Source organism: Blautia sp. MSJ-19 (genome assembly GCF_018918125.1).
Taxonomy (GTDB): Bacteria; Bacillota; Clostridia; order Lachnospirales; family Lachnospiraceae; genus Blautia_A.
This window is the reverse complement of the sequence record NZ_JAHLQA010000015.1, coordinates 92,684-115,185: the sequence shown is the minus strand read 5'-3', so window position 1 is coordinate 115,185 and position 22,502 is coordinate 92,684. Positions and strand designations below refer to the sequence as shown.

34 protein-coding genes, 1 tRNA gene and 1 pseudogene are annotated in these 22,502 nt (G+C 43.0%); all 36 read left to right on the top strand.

The window, feature by feature from the left end; genetic code table 11:
* Positions 1-44: 44 nt before the first annotated feature.
* The 36 genes and pseudogenes from KQI91_RS06765 to KQI91_RS06595 all read left to right on the top strand — a co-directional run bounded on the left by KQI91_RS06765 (position 45) and on the right by KQI91_RS06595 (position 22,500).
* On the top strand, positions 45-809 hold the full coding sequence (locus KQI91_RS06765; protein ID WP_216392088.1) for an ATP-binding protein: 765 nt from the start codon (positions 45-47) through the stop codon (positions 807-809).
* A gap of 15 nt (positions 810-824) precedes the next feature.
* Entirely contained in the window at positions 825-1,502 is a 678-nt protein-coding gene (locus KQI91_RS06760; protein ID WP_216392087.1) for a hypothetical protein, read from the top strand.
* A 305-nt stretch (positions 1,503-1,807) separates the two neighbouring features.
* A pseudogene (locus KQI91_RS06755) lies at positions 1,808-2,404 on the top strand (hypothetical protein); the annotation flags it as partial.
* Positions 2,392-2,610 carry a Lar family restriction alleviation protein gene (locus tag KQI91_RS06750; RefSeq protein WP_216392086.1) on the top strand — a complete coding sequence of 73 codons (219 nt, stop codon included), beginning with the start codon at positions 2,392-2,394 and terminating at the stop codon, positions 2,608-2,610. The pseudogene KQI91_RS06755 and the gene KQI91_RS06750, both read left to right, overlap by 13 nt.
* A 176-nt stretch (positions 2,611-2,786) precedes the next feature.
* Positions 2,787-3,227 carry a DUF551 domain-containing protein gene (locus KQI91_RS06745; RefSeq protein WP_216392085.1) on the top strand — a complete coding sequence of 147 codons (441 nt, stop codon included), beginning with the start codon at positions 2,787-2,789 and terminating at the stop codon, positions 3,225-3,227.
* Positions 3,228-3,331: 104 nt separating this feature from the next.
* Positions 3,332-4,237 carry a radical SAM protein gene (locus KQI91_RS06740; protein ID WP_216392084.1) on the top strand — a complete coding sequence of 302 codons (906 nt, stop codon included), beginning with the start codon at positions 3,332-3,334 and terminating at the stop codon, positions 4,235-4,237.
* Between the two features lie 13 nt (positions 4,238-4,250).
* Positions 4,251-4,559, top strand: coding sequence for a hypothetical protein (locus KQI91_RS06735; protein ID WP_216392083.1), 309 nt, complete (start codon positions 4,251-4,253; stop codon positions 4,557-4,559).
* Between the two features lie 2 nt (positions 4,560-4,561).
* Positions 4,562-4,981 carry a hypothetical protein gene (locus KQI91_RS06730; protein ID WP_216392082.1) on the top strand — a complete coding sequence of 140 codons (420 nt, stop codon included), beginning with the start codon at positions 4,562-4,564 and terminating at the stop codon, positions 4,979-4,981.
* A 38-nt stretch (positions 4,982-5,019) separates the two neighbouring features.
* On the top strand, positions 5,020-5,214 hold the full coding sequence (locus KQI91_RS06725) for a hypothetical protein (RefSeq protein ID WP_216392081.1): 195 nt from the start codon (positions 5,020-5,022) through the stop codon (positions 5,212-5,214).
* Positions 5,215-5,721: a hypothetical protein gene (locus KQI91_RS06720; RefSeq protein WP_216392080.1), complete on the top strand. Its 507-nt coding sequence runs from the start codon at positions 5,215-5,217 to the stop codon at positions 5,719-5,721.
* Positions 5,714-6,007 (top strand): hypothetical protein, encoded by a 294-nt coding sequence (locus KQI91_RS06715; RefSeq protein WP_216392079.1) that lies wholly within the window; start codon positions 5,714-5,716, stop codon positions 6,005-6,007. Before KQI91_RS06720 ends, KQI91_RS06715 begins: the two co-directional genes overlap by 8 nt.
* Positions 5,989-6,186, top strand: coding sequence for a hypothetical protein (locus KQI91_RS06710; RefSeq protein WP_216392078.1), 198 nt, complete (start codon positions 5,989-5,991; stop codon positions 6,184-6,186). The genes KQI91_RS06715 and KQI91_RS06710 overlap by 19 nt, the downstream gene beginning before the upstream one ends.
* Positions 6,134-6,511 (top strand): hypothetical protein, encoded by a 378-nt coding sequence (locus KQI91_RS06705; RefSeq protein ID WP_216392077.1) that lies wholly within the window; start codon positions 6,134-6,136, stop codon positions 6,509-6,511. Before KQI91_RS06710 ends, KQI91_RS06705 begins: the two co-directional genes overlap by 53 nt.
* Entirely contained in the window at positions 6,508-6,696 is a 189-nt protein-coding gene (locus KQI91_RS06700) for a hypothetical protein (RefSeq protein ID WP_216392076.1), read from the top strand. The genes KQI91_RS06705 and KQI91_RS06700 overlap by 4 nt, the downstream gene beginning before the upstream one ends.
* A gap of 48 nt (positions 6,697-6,744) precedes the next feature.
* A complete protein-coding gene (locus KQI91_RS06695) occupies positions 6,745-7,170 on the top strand; it encodes a DUF1492 domain-containing protein (protein ID WP_216392075.1) in 426 nt (141 codons plus the stop codon).
* Between the two features lie 304 nt (positions 7,171-7,474).
* Positions 7,475-7,545: transfer RNA gene (locus KQI91_RS06690), tRNA-Cys, on the top strand.
* A gap of 181 nt (positions 7,546-7,726) precedes the next feature.
* Positions 7,727-8,266 (top strand): NYN domain-containing protein, encoded by a 540-nt coding sequence (locus KQI91_RS06685; RefSeq protein ID WP_216392074.1) that lies wholly within the window; start codon positions 7,727-7,729, stop codon positions 8,264-8,266.
* Positions 8,267-8,469: 203 nt separating this feature from the next.
* Positions 8,470-8,925 carry a helix-turn-helix domain-containing protein gene (locus KQI91_RS06680; RefSeq protein ID WP_216392073.1) on the top strand — a complete coding sequence of 152 codons (456 nt, stop codon included), beginning with the start codon at positions 8,470-8,472 and terminating at the stop codon, positions 8,923-8,925.
* Positions 8,925-10,295: a terminase gene (locus tag KQI91_RS06675; protein ID WP_216392072.1), complete on the top strand. Its 1,371-nt coding sequence runs from the start codon at positions 8,925-8,927 to the stop codon at positions 10,293-10,295. Before KQI91_RS06680 ends, KQI91_RS06675 begins: the two co-directional genes overlap by 1 nt.
* Positions 10,292-11,917 carry a capsid protein gene (locus tag KQI91_RS06670; RefSeq protein WP_216392071.1) on the top strand — a complete coding sequence of 542 codons (1,626 nt, stop codon included), beginning with the start codon at positions 10,292-10,294 and terminating at the stop codon, positions 11,915-11,917. Before KQI91_RS06675 ends, KQI91_RS06670 begins: the two co-directional genes overlap by 4 nt.
* Positions 11,889-12,029, top strand: coding sequence for a hypothetical protein (locus KQI91_RS06665; RefSeq protein ID WP_216392095.1), 141 nt, complete (start codon positions 11,889-11,891; stop codon positions 12,027-12,029). The genes KQI91_RS06670 and KQI91_RS06665 overlap by 29 nt, the downstream gene beginning before the upstream one ends.
* Positions 12,013-13,674 (top strand): phage minor capsid protein, encoded by a 1,662-nt coding sequence (locus tag KQI91_RS06660; protein ID WP_216392070.1) that lies wholly within the window; start codon positions 12,013-12,015, stop codon positions 13,672-13,674. The genes KQI91_RS06665 and KQI91_RS06660 overlap by 17 nt, the downstream gene beginning before the upstream one ends.
* A complete protein-coding gene (locus KQI91_RS16175) occupies positions 13,656-13,781 on the top strand; it encodes a hypothetical protein (protein WP_256444072.1) in 126 nt (41 codons plus the stop codon). The genes KQI91_RS06660 and KQI91_RS16175 overlap by 19 nt, the downstream gene beginning before the upstream one ends.
* 68 nt (positions 13,782-13,849) lie before the next feature.
* Positions 13,850-14,236 carry a beta-sandwich lipoprotein gene (locus KQI91_RS06655; RefSeq protein ID WP_216392069.1) on the top strand — a complete coding sequence of 129 codons (387 nt, stop codon included), beginning with the start codon at positions 13,850-13,852 and terminating at the stop codon, positions 14,234-14,236.
* 13 nt (positions 14,237-14,249) lie between these two features.
* Entirely contained in the window at positions 14,250-14,429 is a 180-nt protein-coding gene (locus KQI91_RS06650; protein WP_216392068.1) for a hypothetical protein, read from the top strand.
* Between the two features lie 128 nt (positions 14,430-14,557).
* Positions 14,558-15,223 carry a hypothetical protein gene (locus KQI91_RS06645; protein ID WP_216392067.1) on the top strand — a complete coding sequence of 222 codons (666 nt, stop codon included), beginning with the start codon at positions 14,558-14,560 and terminating at the stop codon, positions 15,221-15,223.
* A 48-nt stretch (positions 15,224-15,271) separates the two neighbouring features.
* Complete coding sequence (locus tag KQI91_RS06640) at positions 15,272-16,255, top strand: phage capsid protein (protein ID WP_216392066.1); 984 nt, start codon at positions 15,272-15,274, stop codon at positions 16,253-16,255.
* Positions 16,256-16,269: 14 nt separating this feature from the next.
* Positions 16,270-16,656 carry a hypothetical protein gene (locus KQI91_RS06635; RefSeq protein WP_216392065.1) on the top strand — a complete coding sequence of 129 codons (387 nt, stop codon included), beginning with the start codon at positions 16,270-16,272 and terminating at the stop codon, positions 16,654-16,656.
* A gap of 4 nt (positions 16,657-16,660) precedes the next feature.
* On the top strand, positions 16,661-16,999 hold the full coding sequence (locus KQI91_RS06630; protein WP_216392064.1) for a hypothetical protein: 339 nt from the start codon (positions 16,661-16,663) through the stop codon (positions 16,997-16,999).
* Positions 16,996-17,388 (top strand): hypothetical protein, encoded by a 393-nt coding sequence (locus KQI91_RS06625; RefSeq protein ID WP_253288390.1) that lies wholly within the window; start codon positions 16,996-16,998, stop codon positions 17,386-17,388. The genes KQI91_RS06630 and KQI91_RS06625 overlap by 4 nt, the downstream gene beginning before the upstream one ends.
* Positions 17,385-17,792: a minor capsid protein gene (locus KQI91_RS06620; protein ID WP_216392063.1), complete on the top strand. Its 408-nt coding sequence runs from the start codon at positions 17,385-17,387 to the stop codon at positions 17,790-17,792. The genes KQI91_RS06625 and KQI91_RS06620 overlap by 4 nt, the downstream gene beginning before the upstream one ends.
* Positions 17,789-18,247, top strand: a complete 459-nt coding sequence (locus tag KQI91_RS06615; protein WP_216392062.1) for a phage tail tube protein — start codon at positions 17,789-17,791, stop codon at positions 18,245-18,247. Before KQI91_RS06620 ends, KQI91_RS06615 begins: the two co-directional genes overlap by 4 nt.
* 18 nt (positions 18,248-18,265) lie before the next feature.
* On the top strand, positions 18,266-18,571 hold the full coding sequence (locus KQI91_RS06610; protein ID WP_216392061.1) for a hypothetical protein: 306 nt from the start codon (positions 18,266-18,268) through the stop codon (positions 18,569-18,571).
* Positions 18,572-18,584: 13 nt separating this feature from the next.
* Positions 18,585-18,923 (top strand): Gp15 family bacteriophage protein, encoded by a 339-nt coding sequence (locus KQI91_RS06605; protein ID WP_216392093.1) that lies wholly within the window; start codon positions 18,585-18,587, stop codon positions 18,921-18,923.
* A 195-nt stretch (positions 18,924-19,118) separates the two neighbouring features.
* The gene (locus KQI91_RS06600; protein ID WP_216392060.1) at positions 19,119-22,139 is read left to right on the top strand and encodes a phage tail protein; all 3,021 of its coding nucleotides are present in this window, start codon (positions 19,119-19,121) and stop codon (positions 22,137-22,139) included.
* A 1-nt stretch (position 22,140) separates the two neighbouring features.
* Positions 22,141-22,500: a hypothetical protein gene (locus KQI91_RS06595; protein ID WP_216392059.1), complete on the top strand. Its 360-nt coding sequence runs from the start codon at positions 22,141-22,143 to the stop codon at positions 22,498-22,500.
* Positions 22,501-22,502 lie beyond the last annotated feature (2 nt).

Below are 22,502 nucleotides of genomic sequence, written 5' to 3'. Positions count from 1 at the left end.
AGTCCTTGACGGAAACTACGATGCGAGAAAAGAGGCGATAACGGATGAACCAGAACCAACCAACGCAGTCAAGCTATGGTGAATGCCCGGTATGCCACGGGACAGGCTGGGAGACATATTATGCGACTGTTTACGATTACGGTCTTCCGGAAGAAATCCAGTATGCACGAAGATGCCCGAAATGCAGAGGCGGTTATAGAGTACAGGACCGTACTGGTGTGCCAAAAGAATATCATGATGCAGATCTTGGAAAATTTGATTTTGGCATTTACAACAACGACATGAGTAAGCTACAGAACCTGTGTGTTAATTTCCTGAATCATTTCGAGAAATGGGAGATGGCAGGGAAAGGGCTGTATCTGTACAGCAAGACACCGGGAAGTGGGAAAACCTTTTTGGCGTGCTGCCTGGCAAAGTCAGTGATGATGAAGTACGACTTGCAGATGCGATTTGTGACCGCACCGGATTACATAAGCGCTGTTGGTGACAGCTACAAGCGTGACCGTGGCGAAGAGGATCTAAGCCAGGTATATCGAGAATGTAAACTTCTTGTGTTGGATGATATCGGAGCTCAGGCAGATAAGGAATGGCAGCGGCAGGAAATGTTCCGGCTGATTAATAAGCGCATGGAGGATGGCAATATCACAATCTATACATCCAACATGAGCACTGACAACCTGAACGTGGATGCCAGAACAAGAGACAGAATCATAAAGACCAGCGTAGAGCTTTGGATGCCGGAAGAGGGAATACGAAAGAAAAAGGCAGCAGGCGAACAGAGACAGTTTCTGGCAAGCGTGATGGGATAAGGAGAATAGCACAGCGTGAATACAATTATTGTACCTTATGAAGAAATAATGGAAGCTCACGAAGTTCATACGAGCGGATTTATTTTTGATAAATTTGTTTTGAGATTAATCCAAGATAAAAAAGCACATGACGTCCTGATACAAATAGACGATTCAAAGTCGTGGTTCACAGGGAATATATGGGCTGCTCCTGTTTTTGGAAAGAAGGAAGATGCTTTTTTATTAGAGCTTGTTTATCAAATAAATGTATCACCGGAAACAGGTGAACCAATTGTTCATATGGCACCATTGGATAAAGATATGACACAAGAAGATTGTAAAAGGTATGTAGAAGCAGGATATGGATATGGAGAATGGGTACTGCGTGCATTACTTACAATAATGGAAGAAATTGAAAACCGGAACAAAGTAATTAAAGAAAGCACGGGAGGCAGAACAACCACCAAAAGAAGTAAAAACGTAAAAAAAACCGAAGACAATAAGGTGTTCCTGCTTGATGATTTGGTCGAATATGTTGTGAAAAATAATATATATCCAAAACATTCAGCACATCACTCGATTCAATGTCCTTGCTGGAGTGTAAGAGGTCATTATAGGACATATAAAAGTGGAAAAACAGTATTTGTAAAGCCTCACCGGAAAGGGAAAAAGCGGGAAACAGCAGAACCAAAAGAAAATATTTATATTGTCTAGGAAAATGATACAAGGAGAATAACATGAATAAAATGCGTGAATACGAGCGAGGTCGCGAAGATGGGCTTGACCTTGCTCTCAGGATAGTGAAGCAGGGGGGGATTGAAGCACTGGAGAAGGAGATAAAGTTCCGAAACATTACAGGTGTGCACACATCTCTTGCAACGAAAGATCTGGACAAGGCATCCCAGAAGATCAAGCAGATGACCTTGGACACATTTACGATTCTTGGAATCGCGGTATTGCATGATACTTTTGGTTTCGGTCAGATACGCTGTCAGAGATTTATGGACGGCATGGACAACAGCGCACCGTATCTTGGAATGATGGCAAGCGAGGGTGGTCAGAGAGAGGAAGCACTGATTGAGCATGGTTGCAATTACTATGGTAAGACTGTGATCCGATCAGCACCGTTCGCGATCTTCATGCGGCAGGACATATTGACACTGGCGTTAGAGATGGAACAATGGTACCACGATCATCTGGAATATTTTGAAAAGAAATTCCATGAGCAGCCGTATGGAAGAAACAAAGATGGAAGCCTTAAGGAATATGTACCAGTAGATTCAATCATTCCAATAATCTACGGGGAAATCCAGGAGGATGATCTGGGGATCCTGAGAACAACAGGAGCACAGCGGACAGGCTGCGAGATGTGTGGTTTCGGAATCCACCTGGAGAAACGTCCGCATCGATTTGACAGGTTAAGGGAAAGAAATCCAAAAGCCTGGGAGTTTTGGATGTACCGCTGTTGCACAGATCCGAAGACCGGAGAGAAATATGGATGGGGCAGAGTACTGGATTATATCGGTGTTGAGTGGGAAGACATTCCACCGGTACAGATGACGATCTTCGATTATCCGGAACTGCTGCCAGAGGAGAAACAAGCATGGAGGAGATAAAATTAAAACCTTGCCCGTTTTGCGGAAAAGAGATAGATACAGAGAAAAACACATATATTCCGGAAAGAGACTGGGCGCCGTCTTTTTACGATCCTGACAGTGGAGGATTACCAGTAAGCATTCGGTGCGAATGTGGATTAGAATTTTGTCCGAGCACATGGGATTGGGAAGAAGCTGTGAAAGCATGGAACAAGAGGAAGGAATGAACCAGTTAATGTTGATCTTGGACACTCCGGAGAATTGCGAATGCTGCTTATGTCTGGGAGGCATCACACTTGCATGTACTGTATGCAGAGCCAAGGGGAGAATTATTGAGGATACTTTCAGTAAGCCGTGGTGGTGTCCACTTATACCATTAAATTCAGAGAAAGAAGGTAAATAAATGAATAGTGTAAAAATGATCAAACTTGAAGACGGGGATTATGCTCCGGAAGAATGCTGTACATTTGGCAGGAACTTCGAGACGGGCGAAATGGAAGTAGATGATGTCAGCCTGCCTTGCGGCGGTGACTGCTCGTGCGGAGGCACTTTTGAGGATCCGTGTAAAAACTGTGTGATCCAGAAGATCATGAATGAGTATGGCGAGCAGGAAGAGAACAGGTGGATTCCAGTCGATGAAAAGTTACCGGATCCAGATGAATATATTTTGGTATCATTTGAGAACTTTTCTGTTCCGATGATTGGTCGATACACAGTTGATGATAAAGACAGCGGCACATTTAGAATGGGTGATGAAAATGATAGTTTTATTGAAAATGATTTGTTTGTCAATGCATGGATGCCGCTTCTGAAACCATACAAGGAGGAAACAGACAATGATTAACTTTGCATTAGGCTTTTTAGTTGGTGTTGTAACCGGAGTTGCTGGGCTTATATGCTTCGCTCTCGCATACAGTAAGAACCATTCGGACGATGAGAACTGATAGCATGAAGATACGGTTGATAGATGTCGACGGTCATAATTTTCCGAATCTTCCGCTGATGAAATTATCAGCGTGGCATAAACAACAAGGTAATGATGTTGATTGGTATAATCCACTGATTGAATGGAAGGACCCTCCGGACAAGGTATACATGAGCAAAGTATTTACTTTTACACCAGATTATCAACATCCCGTCTGTGGAGTAGAAATTGTAAAAGGTGGGACCGGCTATGAATACCCATCAGGAGGGAATTCCTTACCAGAAGAAATCGAGCATATTTACCCTGACTATGAATTGTATCCGCAATATAAAGATACAGCTTACGGCTTCCTGACGCGAGGATGTCCAAGGGGATGCGATTTCTGCATTGTAAAGAGCAAAGAAGGGAAGAAAAGCTATAAAGCAGCTGATTTATCGGAGTTCTGGAATGGTCAAAAGAATATCGTTCTGTTGGATCCCAATATGTTTGCTTGTCGCGAATGGAGAGGATTGAGCCAACAGCTTATTGATAGCGGTGCGTGGATAGATTTCTCACAAGGCTGTGACATTCGGATTATGACTGAAGAAAAGGCAGAATACATCCAACAGATGAAGATTAAGCAGATACATTTCGCTTGGGACCGATATGAGGACAAAGACATAATTCTTCCAAAATTACGGATGTTTCAGGAATTGACCGGATGGGACAGGCGGAAAATGACAGTATATGTTCTGTGCGGGTTTGACACGACGCTCGAACAGGATCTTGACAGAATATATGCGCTAAGAAATTTGCGATATTCGCCATATGTGATGATATACGATAAATACAAATTAAAGAAGCGTGATCCGCTGAAACGGATGCAGAGATGGGTGAATTCCAGATTTGCATTTATGGCGTGCGAACGGTTCGAAGATTATACAGGATAGAGAGGAGAAAGTCATGCTGACAAGGCACAAGCACTTGAGAGATTACGGGATCCCGACAGAAGATATCGAAAAACTGAATAGCATGCTCAAGGATTTCCCGGAAGAATACACAGACATCCTCTATAGTGCCGCCCTGTCAGCCTGCCCTAAAGGGCTTGCGGAGCTGATAAGTTACGGCATCCTACACCAGAAGGGGTACGACGGTATGACACTCGAGAGATATGTTCCGATCAACCGCAGAGACTTTTATGCATACAAGCGGAAGACACTTGCGGAGTTATATGACCAGATGCGATTGTTGGGAATGTGGAAAGGGGAATGAAGATGAGATTAATTGATGCAAACAAGCTGAAAGAAGTAATTCACAAATTATATTCTGATGATTTAGAAATTCTTGAAAAGATTGACGAACAACCAACTGCCTATGATTTGGACAAGGTTGTAAAACAGATTAAGGTCATCAAGGAAAAAGAATGTACAGCTTGCACAGACGAAGACTGCGGATATTGCAAATATTTCAATGATTGCAAAAATGGAGATATGAGTGACAAACTTGCACTGGACAAAGCAATCGAAATTGTGGAAGGCGGTGGAGATGAATGTATAGCACAGGACACTGATACAAATTTCGAAGCAGATACATGGGATGAGCTAAAAAGAGGATGCCCGCTTATGGATTTTCCGGAAAAAGATAATGGAGATTATCCGGCAAATACATTTGACGCTGGACATGCGGAAGGCTAGAACGCTTGCATTGATGAGATTACAGGAGGTGTGGATTAATGGCATGTGCAAAGAAATGCGATAGATGCGGAAAACTATACGAACAGTATAATACCCCAAATAATAGAAAAAATCCTAATGGGATTATGACATTAAATCTGGATAGTCAGAGAAAATACTTTTCGCATGATGCTATGGATTTATGTCCTGAATGCATGAAAGAATTTCAGGACTGGTTCGGGAAGGTGAAGTAGATGGAGAGATTAACAATTGAAAAAGCTATTAAGTATGCCGAAGAAGTAGCACGAAAGAACAGAAAAAATAAAAAAAAGGACACTATTGTTATTCCCAATAGCTTTATCAGCAGCGATGACTGTGCAGAAAAATATGGACAAGTCGCAAAATGGTTGGAAGAGTTGAAAGCATATAAAGACGCAGAAGAACAGGGCTTGCTGGTGAGATTGCCGTGCAAGGAAGCGTATACGCAGTCTGGAGATTACGTTTATCTTATTGATGATTATGAAATCGTTAAATGCGTGCATTGCGGGTTGGGAATTGACCCGTTGAGCGGAAAAGCCTACATTACGCTTGCGACAGATGAAAAGATATTTCCTCGTAGAAGTCCAGACCCAGAACAGGATTTGGAGCCTGCTGATTGGTGCACTAATACAACAGATGCCGAGGTGAGCGAAATTGGCGAAACACTGTTTTGGACTCGTGAGGAAGCTGAGAAGAAGTTGGAGGAGATGAAGAATGAATAATAAAGTCTTATTAGCATTTGCGGTAATCGGAATTATGTTCACAGTGCTTGTGATTGAAGAAATTCTGTCAAACTTATGGACAAAAATCAAGCTCTGGCGTAGAGACGGCTGCAAGATCAAATGCCTTTGCAAGCCACATATATACGAATTTGATTTTTGCTGGCCAAATTCAGGAGAATTGGGACTTAAATGTAAGAAATGCGGTAAACGCAAAAAGCTCTACATTGATACAGAATCATTCAAGGAATCTCACACAGGAAGAGTTTTATGGACGCGAAAGAAGTAATCGAAAGATTAAAAGGACCAGAACTTCCGGACGGATTGGTTATGATCAATACAGAAACTAGGCAGGAAGCTATTAAGGCACTGGAAAAACAGATCCCGAAGGAACCAATCGAAAGATTTACTGGTGATGAATGGATATGTGCCGCAAAAAGTCAATGCTTTGTGCGAATTAATAGATAAACAGCCTACCGCCTATGATGTGGACAAGGTTATCAATGAATTGAAAAGAGACAAATTTATTGACAGCGAATGCATTTTGTCGGATGCCCATCAAGGATATAATGCTGGATTGAGCAAGGCAATTGAAATCGTGAAAGGTGGTGCAGCTGGTCTTGACGAAATAGCAGGAGAAAAAACTCAAAATCAGGAAAAGGATGCAGTTTGTCAGAAAGCAATAGCAACAATTAATGCTTTTATTGCATATCCGGACAGAAATGTATTAACAACTCAGTTTATGGAATACCTGAAAATGGCAAGAGATGCACTTTGCGAGGTGAGCAAATGACATATAAAAACAGTGAAGGATATCCGGATCCGACACCAGGAAAGGCGATCAAGGCAGCAGGGCATATGCCAACACATATTTACAATGCATACACAGTCCTGAATAACACTGCTGGGCTACTGGGATTAGAGATAACCGGTATAAGGGACAAGAAAACTAAGAAGGAATGGAAACGAAACGGATAAATTCCGCCTGTTACTAAAAATAGAAATTGGGCAAGGGAGATGGTGCCGATGGATCAGAAAGTGCGGGAAGAAAATGAGAAGAAAAAAGAATATCTGAAATCTTATCAAAGGGCCGTAAAGAGAGAACAACACATCTTACAGGAAATTCAGAGATTGAGACTTGATAGGATTTTTCCGGGAGTAGTCAATGATGGAATGCCACACGGCAGCAGTCAGACAGATCTATCGGATTACATCATCCTGGTGGACGAGCAGATAGAACTTTTGAAGCAAGAACGTCTTGAAAAGGCCAAAGCCCGAAAAGATATAGAGAGATGCATTAGAGAATTGCAAGACGATGATGAACAGGAAGTATTGAGAATACGCTACATAGATGGTGTGAGCAAATGGGAAGATGTGGCAAAGGAAATGAACTACAGTCTCAGAAAAATTCATAATCTGCACAGCAACGCATTAATTCACATAAAAATCTAAAAAAGAAAAAGTGTGCACACAAATGCACACTCACATGTGCTACGATGATATCGGACGAATTAGAGATATCCAGTTCATCCACCATGCATATTTTCTCATATAAAGGTTTTTGATGAATGCGCCGCAAAGTTGCTTGTGTACTTCGAGGGTAGGAACAATGTTGCAAGCGTAATAAAAAAGGTCAGCAGAAAGCTGATGAAACCTCCGTGCAATCGGTACAAGCGGCGCGTATGGATTGCAATCTCCCCATGGAAAAGGTTAATGCTTATCCTGATGACTGCAGGGTGGTCCGAAAAGCATATTCCGGAACATAGCTCAATGGTAGAGCAATGGAATGCAAATCCTCATATGGTGGTTCGAACCCATCTGTTCCGATGTGTCTGCTTTTGGTACTCCATCCAGACGTTCCAGGCACGAAAAAGCACCCTCAAATATAGTGAGGGTGCACGTAAAAAAAAATATGATTAGCACTCACCTCTTGACAGTGCTAACAATAAATGCTATTCTTAATTGTAAGAAGACACGTAAAAATAGGAATGTCAAGGGAGAAGATGAAATGGGATATTATGTTTTTGTTGATAATTCAAATGTATGGATTGAGGGCAAATTTCTTTCGGCAGTGAAGAATGGAAGGGCAGAGAATATATTAGATGCACATCAAAATAAAGTTTCTGATGCAACATGGAAGATGGATTTTGGAAAGTTATTAGAATGTGTAGTTGATGGAAAACTAGAAGAAGTAAAAGAGGCTGTTATCGTAGGTTCTAAACCGACTCAGAAAGATAGTTTATGGAAAGCTATGGAAAGAGCAGGATTTAAGGTTGAGACGCAACAAAGAAATGCTTCTAACAGAGAAAAGAAAATTGACACTGGAATCGTACAAAAGATAAATCGTAAGCTTTATAAAGAGTCAGAAGAGGGAGACACATTTGTTTTAGTACTCGGAGATAGCGATTATGTGCCAGTGATTGAAGATATAAAAGAAGAAAAGAGAAAAGTGAAAGTAGCATTTTGGAATAATGCGGCAGGAGAAATAATATCTGCAGCAGATGAGTATATGGACTTAAATGACAGTTTTGAGAAGATAACATTATGATACTTTAATATACAGACAGGCACCCTTCGGGGTGCTTTTCTAATGCCAATTTTCATACAGCGTGCACAGCACCAGCACCTACATACCTTAGGCATAGGATTCACTGTATGTAAGTGTTTGCACCTCCTTTCGTCACGGTAGCAATCGGCTGTCGTGTATGGTGCTGGCAGGACTGTATTTTTGATAGAAAGAAGGTGGGCCTGATGGCAAAAGGAAAATACGAATATTGGTTGACACCGGAGGGCTTGCTTAAACTGGAAGGATGGGCCAGAGATGGATTAACGGATGAACAAATTTCGGAAAAAATGGGAATTCGCAGAGAAACACTATATGCATGGTGTAAAAAGTATCCTAACATTTCTAACACCCTAAAAAAAGGAAAAGAAGTTGTTGATTTGCAGGTGGAAAATGCTTTGCTGAAACGTGCTCTTGGTTATGAATATGAAGAGGTATCCGAAAAATACGAATCAGGAACACTGACTGAAAAGAAAGTAACCAAAAAGCAAGTAATTCCGGATACTACGGCACAGATCTTTTGGCTTAAGAATCGAAGACCTGGCAAATGGAAAGACAAACAAGATGTTCAGGTATCTGGTGAACTTAAAGCAGAAAAGACGAAGCTTGATGATCTGATAAAACAGATGCGTGGTGGTGGATAGTGAGTACTGAACGTCTGGTACTTTCGGATAAATATAAAGCATTTCTGAGATGTGATGCGCCGGTTGAATTTCTGGAAGGAACCACTGCCGCAGGAAAAACGACCGTCGGCTTGTTCAAGTTTATGTGCAAGGTTGCAGAATCACCAAAGAAACTGCATATCCTGGCAGCAGACGATACCGGAGCGGCAGAGAAGAACATCATCAATAAAGATCTTGGTATCTTGGATGATTTCGGAATACTGGCAGAGTATAAGGGAAATGGATCCGGAGAATATAAGATGCCACACATCCTGTTCCATACATCTTCCGGAGACAAGATCATTTTCGTAGTTGGCTATGGAAACAAGAGCAAGTGGAAGGATGCTCTCGGAGGTCAGTATGGATGCCTGTATATTGATGAGATCAACACTGCAAACATAGAATTTGTCCGTGAGGCATCCATGCGCTGCGATTATCTGATAGCAACACTTAATCCGGATGATCCGAGCTTGGATGTGTACAAAGAGTATATCAACTGTAGCAGACCGCTTCCTGAGTGGGCGGACAGCACTCCGCAAGAAATTAAAGATGAGCTGAAGGAAGAACCAAAACCCGGCTGGGTTCATTGGTTCTTTTCTTTTGATGATAATGCCGGTCTTCCAGAAGAAAAGAAACAGAGGATCCTGCAGAACACACCAAAGGGCACTAAGATCTGGAAAAATAAGATCGAGGGACTGAGAGGAAAGGCAACCGGTCTGGTATTCCCGAATTTTGTTAGGAAGAAGCATGTTGTTTCCGAGAAATGGGTTAGATCTCAGATGGCAGCAGGGAAGATTCGATTCAAGAAGTTTACCTGTGGCTTGGATACTTCCTATTCGTCAAAGTCTCCGGATACGATCGCAATGATCTTCCAGGGAATCACAGAAGACCGCAAGTTAATCACACTTGCCGAGAAGGTATACAGCAATAAAGATCTGGATCAGCCGCTTGCCCCATCAGACACAGCGGTGAAATTTATAGAGTTTCTGGAAAGATGCCGCAAAGACTGGGGATTTGCGAAGGATACGTTTGTTGATTGTGCAGATGCAGCGACAATCACAGAACTACGGAAGTATAAGCGATTGCACAGCTGCTTATACAATTTCGTGGAATCCTATAAGAAAGTAGAGATACTGGACAGAATTAAACTGCAGTTAGGCTGGATTCAGCAAGACTGTTATTTGGTAGTAGATACATGTACCGATCATATCTCTGAGATGGAGAAGTATTCCTGGGACGATGAAAAAGACGTTCCAGAAGACAAAAACGATCATACGATTAACGCACAGCAGTATGGATGGATCCCATTCCGGAATATGATTGGATTCGAGGCGGAGGAACAGAAAAGGTGAAATGGATGGAAAGATTAAATGAAAACATGAAAAAGACTGTCAGGAGTTGGCTGAATGTGCAGCCGGCAAATCCTTTTAATTTTCAGATCAATGAGATGATGGATTTTGAAGGATATGCCATCTTGAACCGTATCTGGTACCGCGGCGATGGTAATGAACTGGAACAGATTTATCAACAGAATGCAGAGATTGCAGATAAGTATAAGTTCTGGGCAAGTAAATCAACACCTGGTATGGAGATGAGAAAGATTCATATAGGATTACCAGGAGCGACAGTTAGAGCTCTTTCTTCTGCGGTCCTTCCGGATATGAACGACTTTGAATTTAAACAGCCGGCACAGGAACAACTGTGGAAAAAAATTGCAAAGGATAATAAATTTCATAAAAAGATAAAAAGTGCCCTCAAAGAAACGTTATACATTGGAGATGGGGCTTTTAAAGTTGCTATTGATACATCTATCAGTGAATACCCGATATTGGAATGGTATCCGGGAGACAGAGTAGAATTTGTTTATCAGAGAGACCGACTTCGAGAACTTGTATTTAAAACACCATACAAAGAAAAAGGTAAAACATATGTGCTAAATGAGAGATATGGCTATGGATATATTATCAATGAGCTGTATTTGGGCAATAAGCTGATAGATATAAAAACAATCAGAACCACAGAAAATCTAGTAAATATAGAATTTGATAAGTCGGTGATGCTTGCTGTGCCGCTGATGATTTATGAATCAGCTAAGTACGAAGGTCGAGGCGGAAGCATCTTTGATGGCAAACTAGACAGCTATGATTCACTGGATGAGACATGGTCTCAGTGGATGGATGCTTTAAGAGCTGGCAGAGCCAAAACCTATATTCCTGAGTGCTTGATCCCTCATGATCCAGAGACAGGCACACTGGTTACACCTAATCCGTTTGATAACAGGTATTTCGCATCGGATGGAGATATGAGAGAAGGCCAGAAGAATCAGGTCATTACTGATCAACCAACAATTCCTCATGACAGTTATATGGCATCTTATATTACAGCTCTTGATTTGTGCCTACAGGGAGTTATCAGCCCGTCTACATTGGGAATCGATACAAAGAAACTGGATAATGCAGAAGCCCAGAGAGAAAAAGAAAAAACAACTTTGTACACAAGAAATGCAATCGTAGAGGCTTTGCAGGAAACTCTTCCGGAAGTTGTTGCAATGTGTATCAATGCTAACAACATTTTACATAATCAGGCAATAGAAGAGGTAGAAGTCAATGTTCCATTTGGAGAATATGCGAATCCGTCTTTTGAGAGTCAGGTTGAGACAGTCGCCAAGGCAAAACAGGGTGGAATCATGAGCATTGAACGATGTGTAGAAGAACTGTATGGAGACACATTAGATGAGCATTGCAAGGAAGAGGAGATTGCCCGCTTAAAGGCGGAACAGGGTATACAGGACATGGAAGAACCGGCAGTTAATATGGATGCCGGTAATTTTCGTGTAGATTTGGAAGGCGGTGAAGGCGATGAGGGTAAAGGTAGGACCAAGAATGTACCGGATGAACCGGAAGGAGTACCAGGGACTGCTCAAAATAGCAAAGGAGCAGGTACCAATGGGAATCTACGCAGTGGAGAAAGCTGATTATGCGGAGCTCCGAAGAGATAAATGCGAAAGTGTTACAAAGTTGAAGGAGCTGACGAGACAGTTTAGACAGCAGGGCTTCAAGGTATGGTCAAATGGCAAAGATAAATGATGAATATGATATCGGTGCTGCTTTTGAAGCGATTGAAAATGAGCTGATCGCATCCATGATTCGGAACTTTGAGAATCATAAGCAGGAAGAGACTGACGAAAAGAAACGTTGGTCCATGTGGCAGACGGAAATGCTAAAATCTCTGGAAAAGTACAAGCGTGACAACCAGAAGAAATACGGAAAGCAGTTCAAGGACATCAATAAAAAGATTGAAGTTCTGATCAGTCTTGCCAGATCCGAGGGCGGCATGAACCAGGAGAAACGGATCCTGGAGGAGATCAAAAACGGATTTCCGGCGAAACGCATATCTAAAGGTGGCACTGCAGAGTTCTTCAAAGTCAATGACCGTAAGTTGGATGCACTGATCCAGGCAACCACAGCGGATATGCAGAAAGCAGAGGCAGCAGTCTTACGCATGGCAAATGACCAGTATCGTAAGATCATATACAATGCTCAGGTATATGCAAACACAGGAGCAGGGACATATGAAAAAGCCGTAGATATGGCAACAAAAGATTTTCTTTCAGCAGGTCTGAATTGTATTGAGTATGTCAATGGAGCACGTCATACGATTGCGGATTATGCAGATATGGCGATTCGAACAGCAAGCAAAAGAGCTTACCTGCAGGGAGAAGGCGAGATGCGGCGGCAGTGGGGACTACATCTTGTAATTATGAATAAACGAGGATCCCCGTGTCCGAAGTGTCTTCCGTTTGTGGGGAAAATCCTGATTGACGATGTTTGGAGCGGTGGCAGCAGGAAAGACGGCAAGTATCCACTGATGTCCAGTGCAATGGCAGCAGGCTTATATCATCCCCGCTGCAAGGATTCTCATACAACATATTTCCCAGGCATCACGAAAATAGATCCGAAATATAACAAGCAAGAGATATCTGATCTGGAAAATCGGGCACAGCAGGAAGCCAGACAGCAATATGCCGAGCGTCAGGAGAAGAAATTTAAAAGACTGGCAGATTTCTCACTGGATTCAGAAAACCAGAAGAGATATGAGCAGAAACAAAAAGAATGGAAAACGGTTGCTGCTGGTTTATCAGTAGGTGAAAGCGCAAATATTGAAAATCTGCGAAATGGAAACAATAAAGTTCCATTTTCGTATATTAATACAGAGATTTATAGACGAAAATTTAATCAAATCACAGGTAACACTTCCGTGAATGATGCATTACGAAAATATAGTAAAGCAATGTTGACGCATAGAAATGGAACTGACGGAGAAGATTTATATATAATAAGTGCAAAAACCGGAAAGCGACTATTTTCAAAAATAACAGGCACCAATGAACTTGGTGTAGAATTGAACAAAGACGAAATCCAAAATATTAAGCGACTTGCAAAAGATGAAGGCATCATAGCGATACATAATCATCCAACTAATCTACTCCCTACAGGAAGTGATTTTGTTTCGGCTGGTGCACGCGGTTATGATTTTGGACTGGTAGCAACTCACGATGGAAGGGTATTTTGGTACAAATCTGGAAGTAAGCCTTTTAGAAGTGAATATTTCAACAGGACTGTTGACAAATACGTATCAGAACCATACAATTATGACATAGAAAAAGCACAGGTTAAAACATTGACTGAGTTTGAAAAGGAGTTTGGAATTGAATGGAGAGAACTGAATTAAAGGGCAAAGATGTTATCGTTCACAAAGATATGACGCTTGAGTCCAGAGAAAAAGAGCTTAAAGAGCTCAAAGAGGAAAGCGAAAAATTAAAAGAATGGAAAGAGTAAACACCACTAGTCAGAAATGGCCGGTGGTATTTTTATACCCATTTTTAAGAAAGAGAGGTTATAAAAACATGAAAAAGAAAATTGCAGCAGTAATTGCACTGATGCTCCTGATTTGTATTACAGCTACAGGATGTGCCGAGGCAGATCAGGTGAGTTACAACATTTCCAAAGCGGCAGATAACTTCAATGTGACCAGGAAACTCACGGTACTAAATGCCAGAACAGATACCATTCTTCTGGAATTGACCGGAACATTTGCATTGAAGAATAATTCTGACAATGAACTGGAAGTGATCATTGAGACAGCGGAGAACAACTATCAGAAAGATTATGTGTATCTGAACGACTACACCATGTATGTAGTTGAAGATATTTCCGGATCAGCTGTAGATAAATATCATTACGAGATCAATTTCCTTCCGGAATTTGGATTAAAAGCAACACACAGTGATTAAGGAGGTGAGAACAGTGAAAATCAGAGTGATCCATGATTTCTACGATAAGGAGAACAACCTGGAACTTAGAACTGTCGGAGAAACCATGACGGTAAAAAAGGAACGGGCAGAGTATCTGGTAAAGATGAAAATAGCAGAAATTGTCAAGGAGAAAGATACTGATCCGGAATCTCCCATTGAGACGCAGGGTTAAGCGTCTTATTTTTATGCCCGAAGGCATTAAACTACGCGGAGACACCGGGATAACAACTGTTTTGTGAGACACACGTAAAACTGTAAGTGCAGACAGCACGGAAAAAAACTGTAAAGGAGCATATAGGTATGCTTAAGAGATTTAGATGTAAATTACCAATGAACCTGCAGACATTTGCAGAAGGCGGAGAAGGGGGAACTGGCGCTTCGGGAGGTGAAGGCAGCACACCACCAGCGGGAGCACAGACACCACAGTTTGACTATGACAAACTGGCTAGCCTGATTGCAGGGAAACAGACTGTGGCAGAAGATACAGTCTTGAAAGGGTATTTCAGGCAGCAGGGACTGTCGAAAGAAGAGATGGACCAGGCCATCAAGGCATACAAACAGCAGCAGGCAGCTAATCGGCCAGATGTAGCCGGTATGCAGGACCAGATTACAGAAACACAGGCACAGCTTGCTGCAGCACAGAAAGAGGCTCAGATGGCACATGTAGAGAATGCTGCTACTATGATGGCTGTATCGCTTGGCATCGACGCAAAGACAATTCCGTACGTCCTTAAAATGGCAGATTTTAGTCAGGTAGTAGGCCAGGATGGAAAAATCAATGAGGAGTCACTGAAAACAGCAGTGAATAAAGTACTGGAAGACGTTCCGGCACTGAAACCACAGACGGATGGAAAGACTGGCTTCATGCAGATTGGAACAGGCGGCAATCCGGCGCAGAATCCTCAGCAGACCACAGCGAATCAGCCCATAGTACCAACAAAACGTTGGAATCGTTTTAATAATTAACCAATGTGTCCGATTCGGACACCACAAAAAAGAAAGAAGGTATAAGATATGGCATTAAACTATGCAGAACAGTGGAGTCCAGAACTCCTCGAAATCCTGATGCAGGGAACCCTGACATCTCCGTTTGTAACCAGTAATGTAAGATGGCTGGATGCAAAGACGTTTCATTTCACACAGATGAGCACATCTGGATATAAAAACCATAATCGTAAAGGTGGATGGAATGAGGGAACTTATGACCAGAAGGACATTCCGTATACACTGGAACATGACCGAGATATTGAATTTCTGGTAGATAAAGCTGATGTTGATGAAACAAATGCTACAGCCTCTATCCAGAATATCTCTCGCGTATTTGAACAGACATGGGTTGTTCCGGAAACAGATGCACTGTTCTTCTCTAAAGTTGCTCAGGCGGCACAGAAAGAAGAAGGATATCATGGATCTACGGCAACATCTGCCTATACAAAGGCAAAAGTGTTCAGTATGTTGAAAACTATCCTTGCAAAAGGAAAACTCAGAAGATACAAAACAAATGGATCTCTGATCATGTATGTGCGTAGCGAAATCATGGACGCACTGGAACAGTCTACAGAGTTTACTCGTAAGATCGAGATGACCCAGATTGCAGAAGGCGGCATGGGAATCGAGACCAGAGTAACAGACATTGACGGTGTACCGATCATGGAAGTTATTGACGATGAACGATTTTATGATGCGTTTGACTGGGAACCGGAAAAGGGTGGTTTTGAACCACTGAAAAAGGTTACAGCAGATTCGGAACATAGTGTCGAAACTGTGACGGGAGCACACAAGATTAACGTACTGGTAGCTTGCGGTCAGACATGCAAGACAGTTCCGAAGATTAATAGCATCTATTATTTTGCACCGGGTACACATACAAAAGGAGATGGGTATCTGTATCAGAACAGATCTTTTTCTGACGTATTCGTGTTCCCGAATGGCCGTGATGGCAAGATCGACAGTATCTATGTTGACGTGGATACTGAGGAATATGCAGGAGAAGAGTGATTCGAGGTGGACACATGGCTTACAAATCATATGTAACCGAAGATTATTACACAGACCAGTATGAGGGTGACACTATCCCCGGAGATGATCTGCAAAAAGCACTGAAACAGGCATCCAGGCATATTGATTCCCTGACCTACAACCGCATTGTGGGTCGGGGATTTTCCAATCTTACAGCATACCAGCAGGAGATCATCAGGGAAGTTGTATGCATGCAGGCTGATTTCGAATATGAGAATGCAGATGAGATCAACAGTGTACTGTCTTCATACAGCATCAATGGGGTGTCTGTGCAGTTCGGCAGCAGCTGGAACGTATTTACGGATAAAGGTGTGGCAATGAAGCGTGATGTGTACGCACTGTTACAGCAGACCGGTTTATGCTGCATGTTAGCGAGGTGATCACATGAGATATCCATGTTTAGTCCCGAAACGGCTCTGCAAGACAGATATCGCCTGCAGTTTTGAGAGAGAAGGTTTGAACGAGTACGGAGAACCACTTAAAATCATAGAGTATTCCGGAAAGTGCAATTACCAGGACAAAGCAAGAACGGTCCTGACAGCAGAGAAAAAACTGGTACAGATTACCGGTACAGCGATGTTTCCGGGAGATATCTGCCCAGAACTGCCGGTTATCTCTGGCGGATCCGCTGTGATCTTCGGAGTGAAGAGGCGAATTGAGCAGGGAACAAAGGCAAGGAATCCGGATGGATCCGTGAATTATACTGAGGTGATGCTGATATGAGCAATCTGATCAACGTGAATTCTGTGATAAAACTAAATCTACCCAAGATTCGACAGTTGACAGACGCACAGATAACGGCTCTGGAACAGACTGCAGAAGCACTACATACAGATGTTGTGCAGGAGCAGGTATTTCCACGAGATACCGGTAATCTGCAGAATGAGAGCACATTTCTGGACAGATCAGAAAGCAAGCACGGAAAAGTATCAATCGTGTCTAGTACACCATATGCCCGCCGCCTGTACTTCCATCCAGAATATCATTTCCAGACAGGAGAAAACCCGAATGCTCGCGGCAAATGGTATACAGACTGGCTTCCGGGAGGTAAAGAAGCTGATTTTGCGGCCAAGGCATTTAAAGAGATCTATAGGAGGTTGACGGGCGTATGATGTTGGCAGACGTAAGAGATTATATTGCATCTCTCGGCATGGCAGAACAGGTGTATATGGGGAAACTTCCGGACAAGGAGGACAAGTCTATTGGTGTATACAACAGCAAACACCAGTACCCGTATCACACAGCTCTCGGAGGGCCATCCCTGGAAGGCTACGGCGAGAAATACGTAACTGTTTTAGTGCACTGGAATAAATCTCCAAGAGACACAGAAAAAGCGGCTACAGAGCTGTTTGAGCATTTGAGGGCCATGAGAGATGTAATGGTCAACGATGAAACAATTAAGTTTTTTCAGCCCCTTTATCCAATTCAGGATGTTGGCACAGATGATGCCGGCATTTACGAAATGGTCATTGAAGGGACTTTTATTTTTGAAAAGAAAGAAGGTAAAAAGACATGAAAGTGAATCTTCAGAAGTTTGCCGGGAAAACAACGAATGTATTCCCTGTATCAGCCAATCAGTTTAAGCTTGGTGCAGCTAAAGAATCCGCTACGACCGTAGCAGATCTGGAAACCTTCTCACCATCTTTTTCCAATGGCGTAGAAACATGGACTCCAATGGATACAGAAGGATGGCAGAGAGCGTTAATGACAGCCAAAGCCCTTACCATTACGCTTAACGGTAAGAGAAACATCGGCGATACCGGAAATGACTTTGTGGCAGGTAAACAGTTCAAGAATGGACATGATGCAGAAGGCTATTTTGAATGGATCTTTCCAGATGGCACGAGTGTATCCTGGACCAATGCTGTGTTTGATGTAAAGAATTGCGGTGGTGGCGATGCAACTAATGTAGGAGCCCTGGAATTTGACGTAATCAGCAATGGTAAGCCAACTGTAGTACCAGCAGCGTGAAAAAAAGAGAGGTAGAAAATGGCAAAGAGAATCAACATTACAAATAAACTGAGTTTTGAATCCAATCCGGTCATCGTGATCGGAGATCTGGAAGTGGAAGTAAGATCGGATGCAGAGACGATGCTCCGCCTGATGGGAGTATTCGCAGAGAATTCCGAACTGCAGGCTGTAGGAGAAGCGTTAGATCTTATCTTTTATCCAGAAGATGTAGAGAAGATCTGCAAGATGGAAAAAGACGGAAAGAAACTTTCAGCAAATTCCCTGATGACTATTATTCAGTCCGCCGTGGAACTGGTAATGGGGGAAAACGAGGGAGAGCAGTGACCCGTACTATGATCTGATAGATGACTTTGATCTGATCATATCATCTTTTCAGTCACAGTACGGGATTCGTTTGTCCAGAGAGCTTCCGGAAGGAATGAAATGGGAAGAATTTAGAGATTTTCTCGTTGGCATTGCTCCGGATACAGCTCTTGGAAGGATTGTTTCTGTCCGTGCGGAAGACCGGAAAGAGTATCTGGAGAATTTTACACCGGAACAGCATCGGATCCGCAATGAATGGAAATCAAGGCATGCGGAATTTGTCAAAAATCATACATCGAAAGAACAGATGGATGCGCAGCTTGATGCGATGAAAATGGCATTTATGCGTATGGCGGGCCTTGGAGGTGATTAAAAATTGAAAGATTAAAAGTAAAATGCCCTTTTTGCGGACATGAGCAGAAAGTGCAGTATGCCCCGGATGCAAGATGCCGGGGCGTCTTTTTTAAGTGTCAGGCAAGGCACTGCAAGAAAGAATTTGAAATAAAGATAAACCAGGACAAGTAGTGCCACTGTGCCGATGTCCTCGTGACAGAGGCAGGTGGTATATATGTCAGCTACAAGTGTTGGACAGATCGGGCTTGATCTGGTTGTAAATAAAAATCAATTCGAGAGTCAGATGACCGGAATAACCGGTCTGGCAAAAAAAGCAGGTGCCACAATTGCGGCGGCTTTTGGCATTAAAAAGCTGGTCGATTTCGGTAAGCAGTGCCTGGAACTTGGCTCTGATCTTGCGGAGGTCCAGAACGTTGTAGACGTTACTTTTCCGCATATGACCTCGGAGGTCGATAAATTCGCAAAGAGCGCTGCACAGAGCTTTGGCCTGTCAGAGACCATGGCGAAACAGTATACCGGTACATTCGGAGCCATGGCAAAGGCTTTCGGCTTTTCCGAAAAACAGGCCTATGACATGGGAACGACCCTGACTGGTCTGGCGGGTGATGTAGCATCTTTTTACAACTTATCGCAGGATGAGGCCTACACCAAAATAAAATCGGTCTTCACCGGTGAGACGGAATCATTAAAAGATCTCGGTGTCGTAATGACACAGACAGCTCTTGATTCCTATGCTCTGGCGAATGGCTTTGGTAAGACGACATCGGCGATGACCGAGGCAGAAAAGGTGGCCCTACGATATCAATTTGTTCAGGATCAGTTATCTGCAGCGCAGGGCGATTTTGCCCGTACTTCCGATTCGTGGGCCAACCAGTGCAGGATCCTGAGTCTGCAGACGCAATCTTTAATGGCTACGATCGGTCAGGGACTGATCAATCTGTTTACCCCGGTAATCAAGGTGATCAACATTGCGATTGGAAAACTTGCTACGCTGGCGAATGCATTTAAGGCATTCACAGAACTTATTACCGGGAATAAATCCAGTGGAGCAGATAGCGGCGGAGTAGCGGCAATTGCCGGGGCAGCAAGTGAGGCAGATGAGGGGCTGGAGAATGCATCTGATTCAGCTTCAAATCTGGCATCCAACACGAATAAGGCTGGACAGGCGGCCCAGAATGCGGCGAAAAAGATGAAAGCTCTCATGGGATTCGACAAGATTAATAAACTGGATTCACAGTCGGATTCAAGCACTGGTAGTTCTTCCTCACCGTCAGGCGGGACAGGAGGCACCGGAGCACTTGGAAGCGCAGTTGATTTCGGAAATCTTGCAGATGGCGATACAGTTCTCGACAAGACAGACGAGAAGTTATCTGCTCTGCAGAAGCGTTGTCAGGAACTTGCAAAACTGTTCAAGAAAGGCTTTCGGATTGGCTTTGGTGATTCTCAGAAAAAGATAGATTCCATCAATAAATCTGTAAGGAATATTGGCAAGAATCTGAAAGAGATCTTCACAGATACAGCAGTTGTAAATGCGGCAAATCGATGCGCAAATAATATTGCTCTTGCTTTTGGCAAGCTTACCGGTTCTACAGCCAGAATCGGACTTACACTGGCAGATAATCTTGTTGGTGGCGTTGATAAATACCTTGCAAAAAGCAAAGGTTATATCAAAAAGCGCATTGTTTCGTTGTTTGACGCGACTGGTGAGATTGCGAAACTCTCAGGAGATTTCAGCGTTGCTCTGGCGGATATCTTTGATGTCTTTTCTGGCGATGATGCCAAGGTAATCACTGCAGATATCATCCAGGTATTTGCAGATGGCTTTCTTGGAGTGGCAGATCTGGCGGTTAAGTTCAAAAGAGATTGCGTATCGCTCATTACTGTCCCGGTCGTTCAGAACACAAGTAAGATCTCCGAAACTTTGGAGAATATGCTTGGTCGGTGGAGAAGTGCATTTGATACTCTTTCACAGAGCGTTACAGATACATTTGACAAACTCAATTCGGTTTACGACCAGTATTTCAAGCCTTTTGTAAATTCCATCACACAGGGCATCTCAGATATCCTTGGGACATTCCTTGATGCTTACAATACATATCTTTCCCCTGTTCTGGATTATCTGGCTGATAAGTTCAGCACCGTATGGGCAGAACACGTCCAGCCGGCATTGGACGGAATCCTCGAACTGCTTGGAAAAGTGTTTGAGAATCTAAAAGCATTATGGGAAACGGCATTAGTTCCATGCATCGAATGGATTATCAACAACATAATGCCGGTCCTCGGACCGATCATTGCAGAACTCGGAGATTTGCTATTAGATCTTCTGGCAGTTGCTGGAGATGTGATTAAGGGAATCACAGATATTCTTGGAGGGTTCCTTGATTTTTGCACAGGTGTATTTACAGGAGATTTCAGCAAGTGCTGGCAGGGAATTGAAGAGATTCTGCAGGGATTCAAGACGATCGCAACATCAATCTTTGATTTTGTGAAGAAATATATCCTTCAGCCATTTATTGATTACGTGAAAGGAATCTTCCGGACGGACTGGTCACAGAGCTTTGGCATGCTGGGAACAGTCCTGAACACTTTTCTGGCATCCGTGAAACGTATCTGGGGGGATATTAAGACGGTCTTTAACGGAATCATAACTTTCATCAAAGGTACATTTCATGGAAACTGGAAACAGGCATGGGAAGGAATCAAAGATATCTTTAGAGGAATTTTCGATTCCCTTGTAACATTGGCAAAGACCCCGCTAAATGCAGTGATTGATATCATCAACAATCTGATGAACAAACTCAATTCCGGATTGTCTGCAATCGAAAGTGCATTTTCTTTCAGCTATGATTTTACGAATCCTATTACCGGAACAAGACATTATGGCCATTATGGAATGTCCCTTCCTAGGGTTCCGACCATTCCACATCTGGCGGATGGCGGTTATGTGAAGCCGAATACCCCGCAGTTGGCTATGATCGGCGATAACCTGCATCAGGGCGAAGTGGTGGCTCCAGAAGATAAACTGAAAAAGATGGCAATTGAAGCAGCACTGGCAGCAGGCGGAACTGGTGTAAGCAAAGCAGAATTGGAAGCGATCATAAACCGTGCCGTGATGCGGATCGTTGCGGCACTGACTGATATGGGATTTTACCTGGACTCCACACAGATTGCAAAAGCAACACAGGAAGCAAAAGCGGCCATGGATATCAGATACAACTCAGTGGAGGTGAAGTGATATGGCAAAGAAAATATTATGGTCTGGGAGCACAACGCTTCCGGCTCCTACATCCCTGAGCGTAAATGATGAGATCATATGGACATCTGATACCGGCCGTACACTGTCGGGACTGATGGTTGGGGCGGTGGTTGCGCAGAAGAAAAATCTGAGCATTAAATGGGAATTCCTGACAGAAGCACAAGTGAAAATGATCAAGAATACGCTGATCCCGGGATTCTTTCCGCTTTCATTTTGTGATGATGGAATTGATATCACGATACAAAGCTACCGAGGAACGCTAAGCAAAGAGCATCTGGGAGATATCGGGGACGGGCTGTATTGGTACAGATCTGTCTCCGTAGACATTATACAGAGGTGACA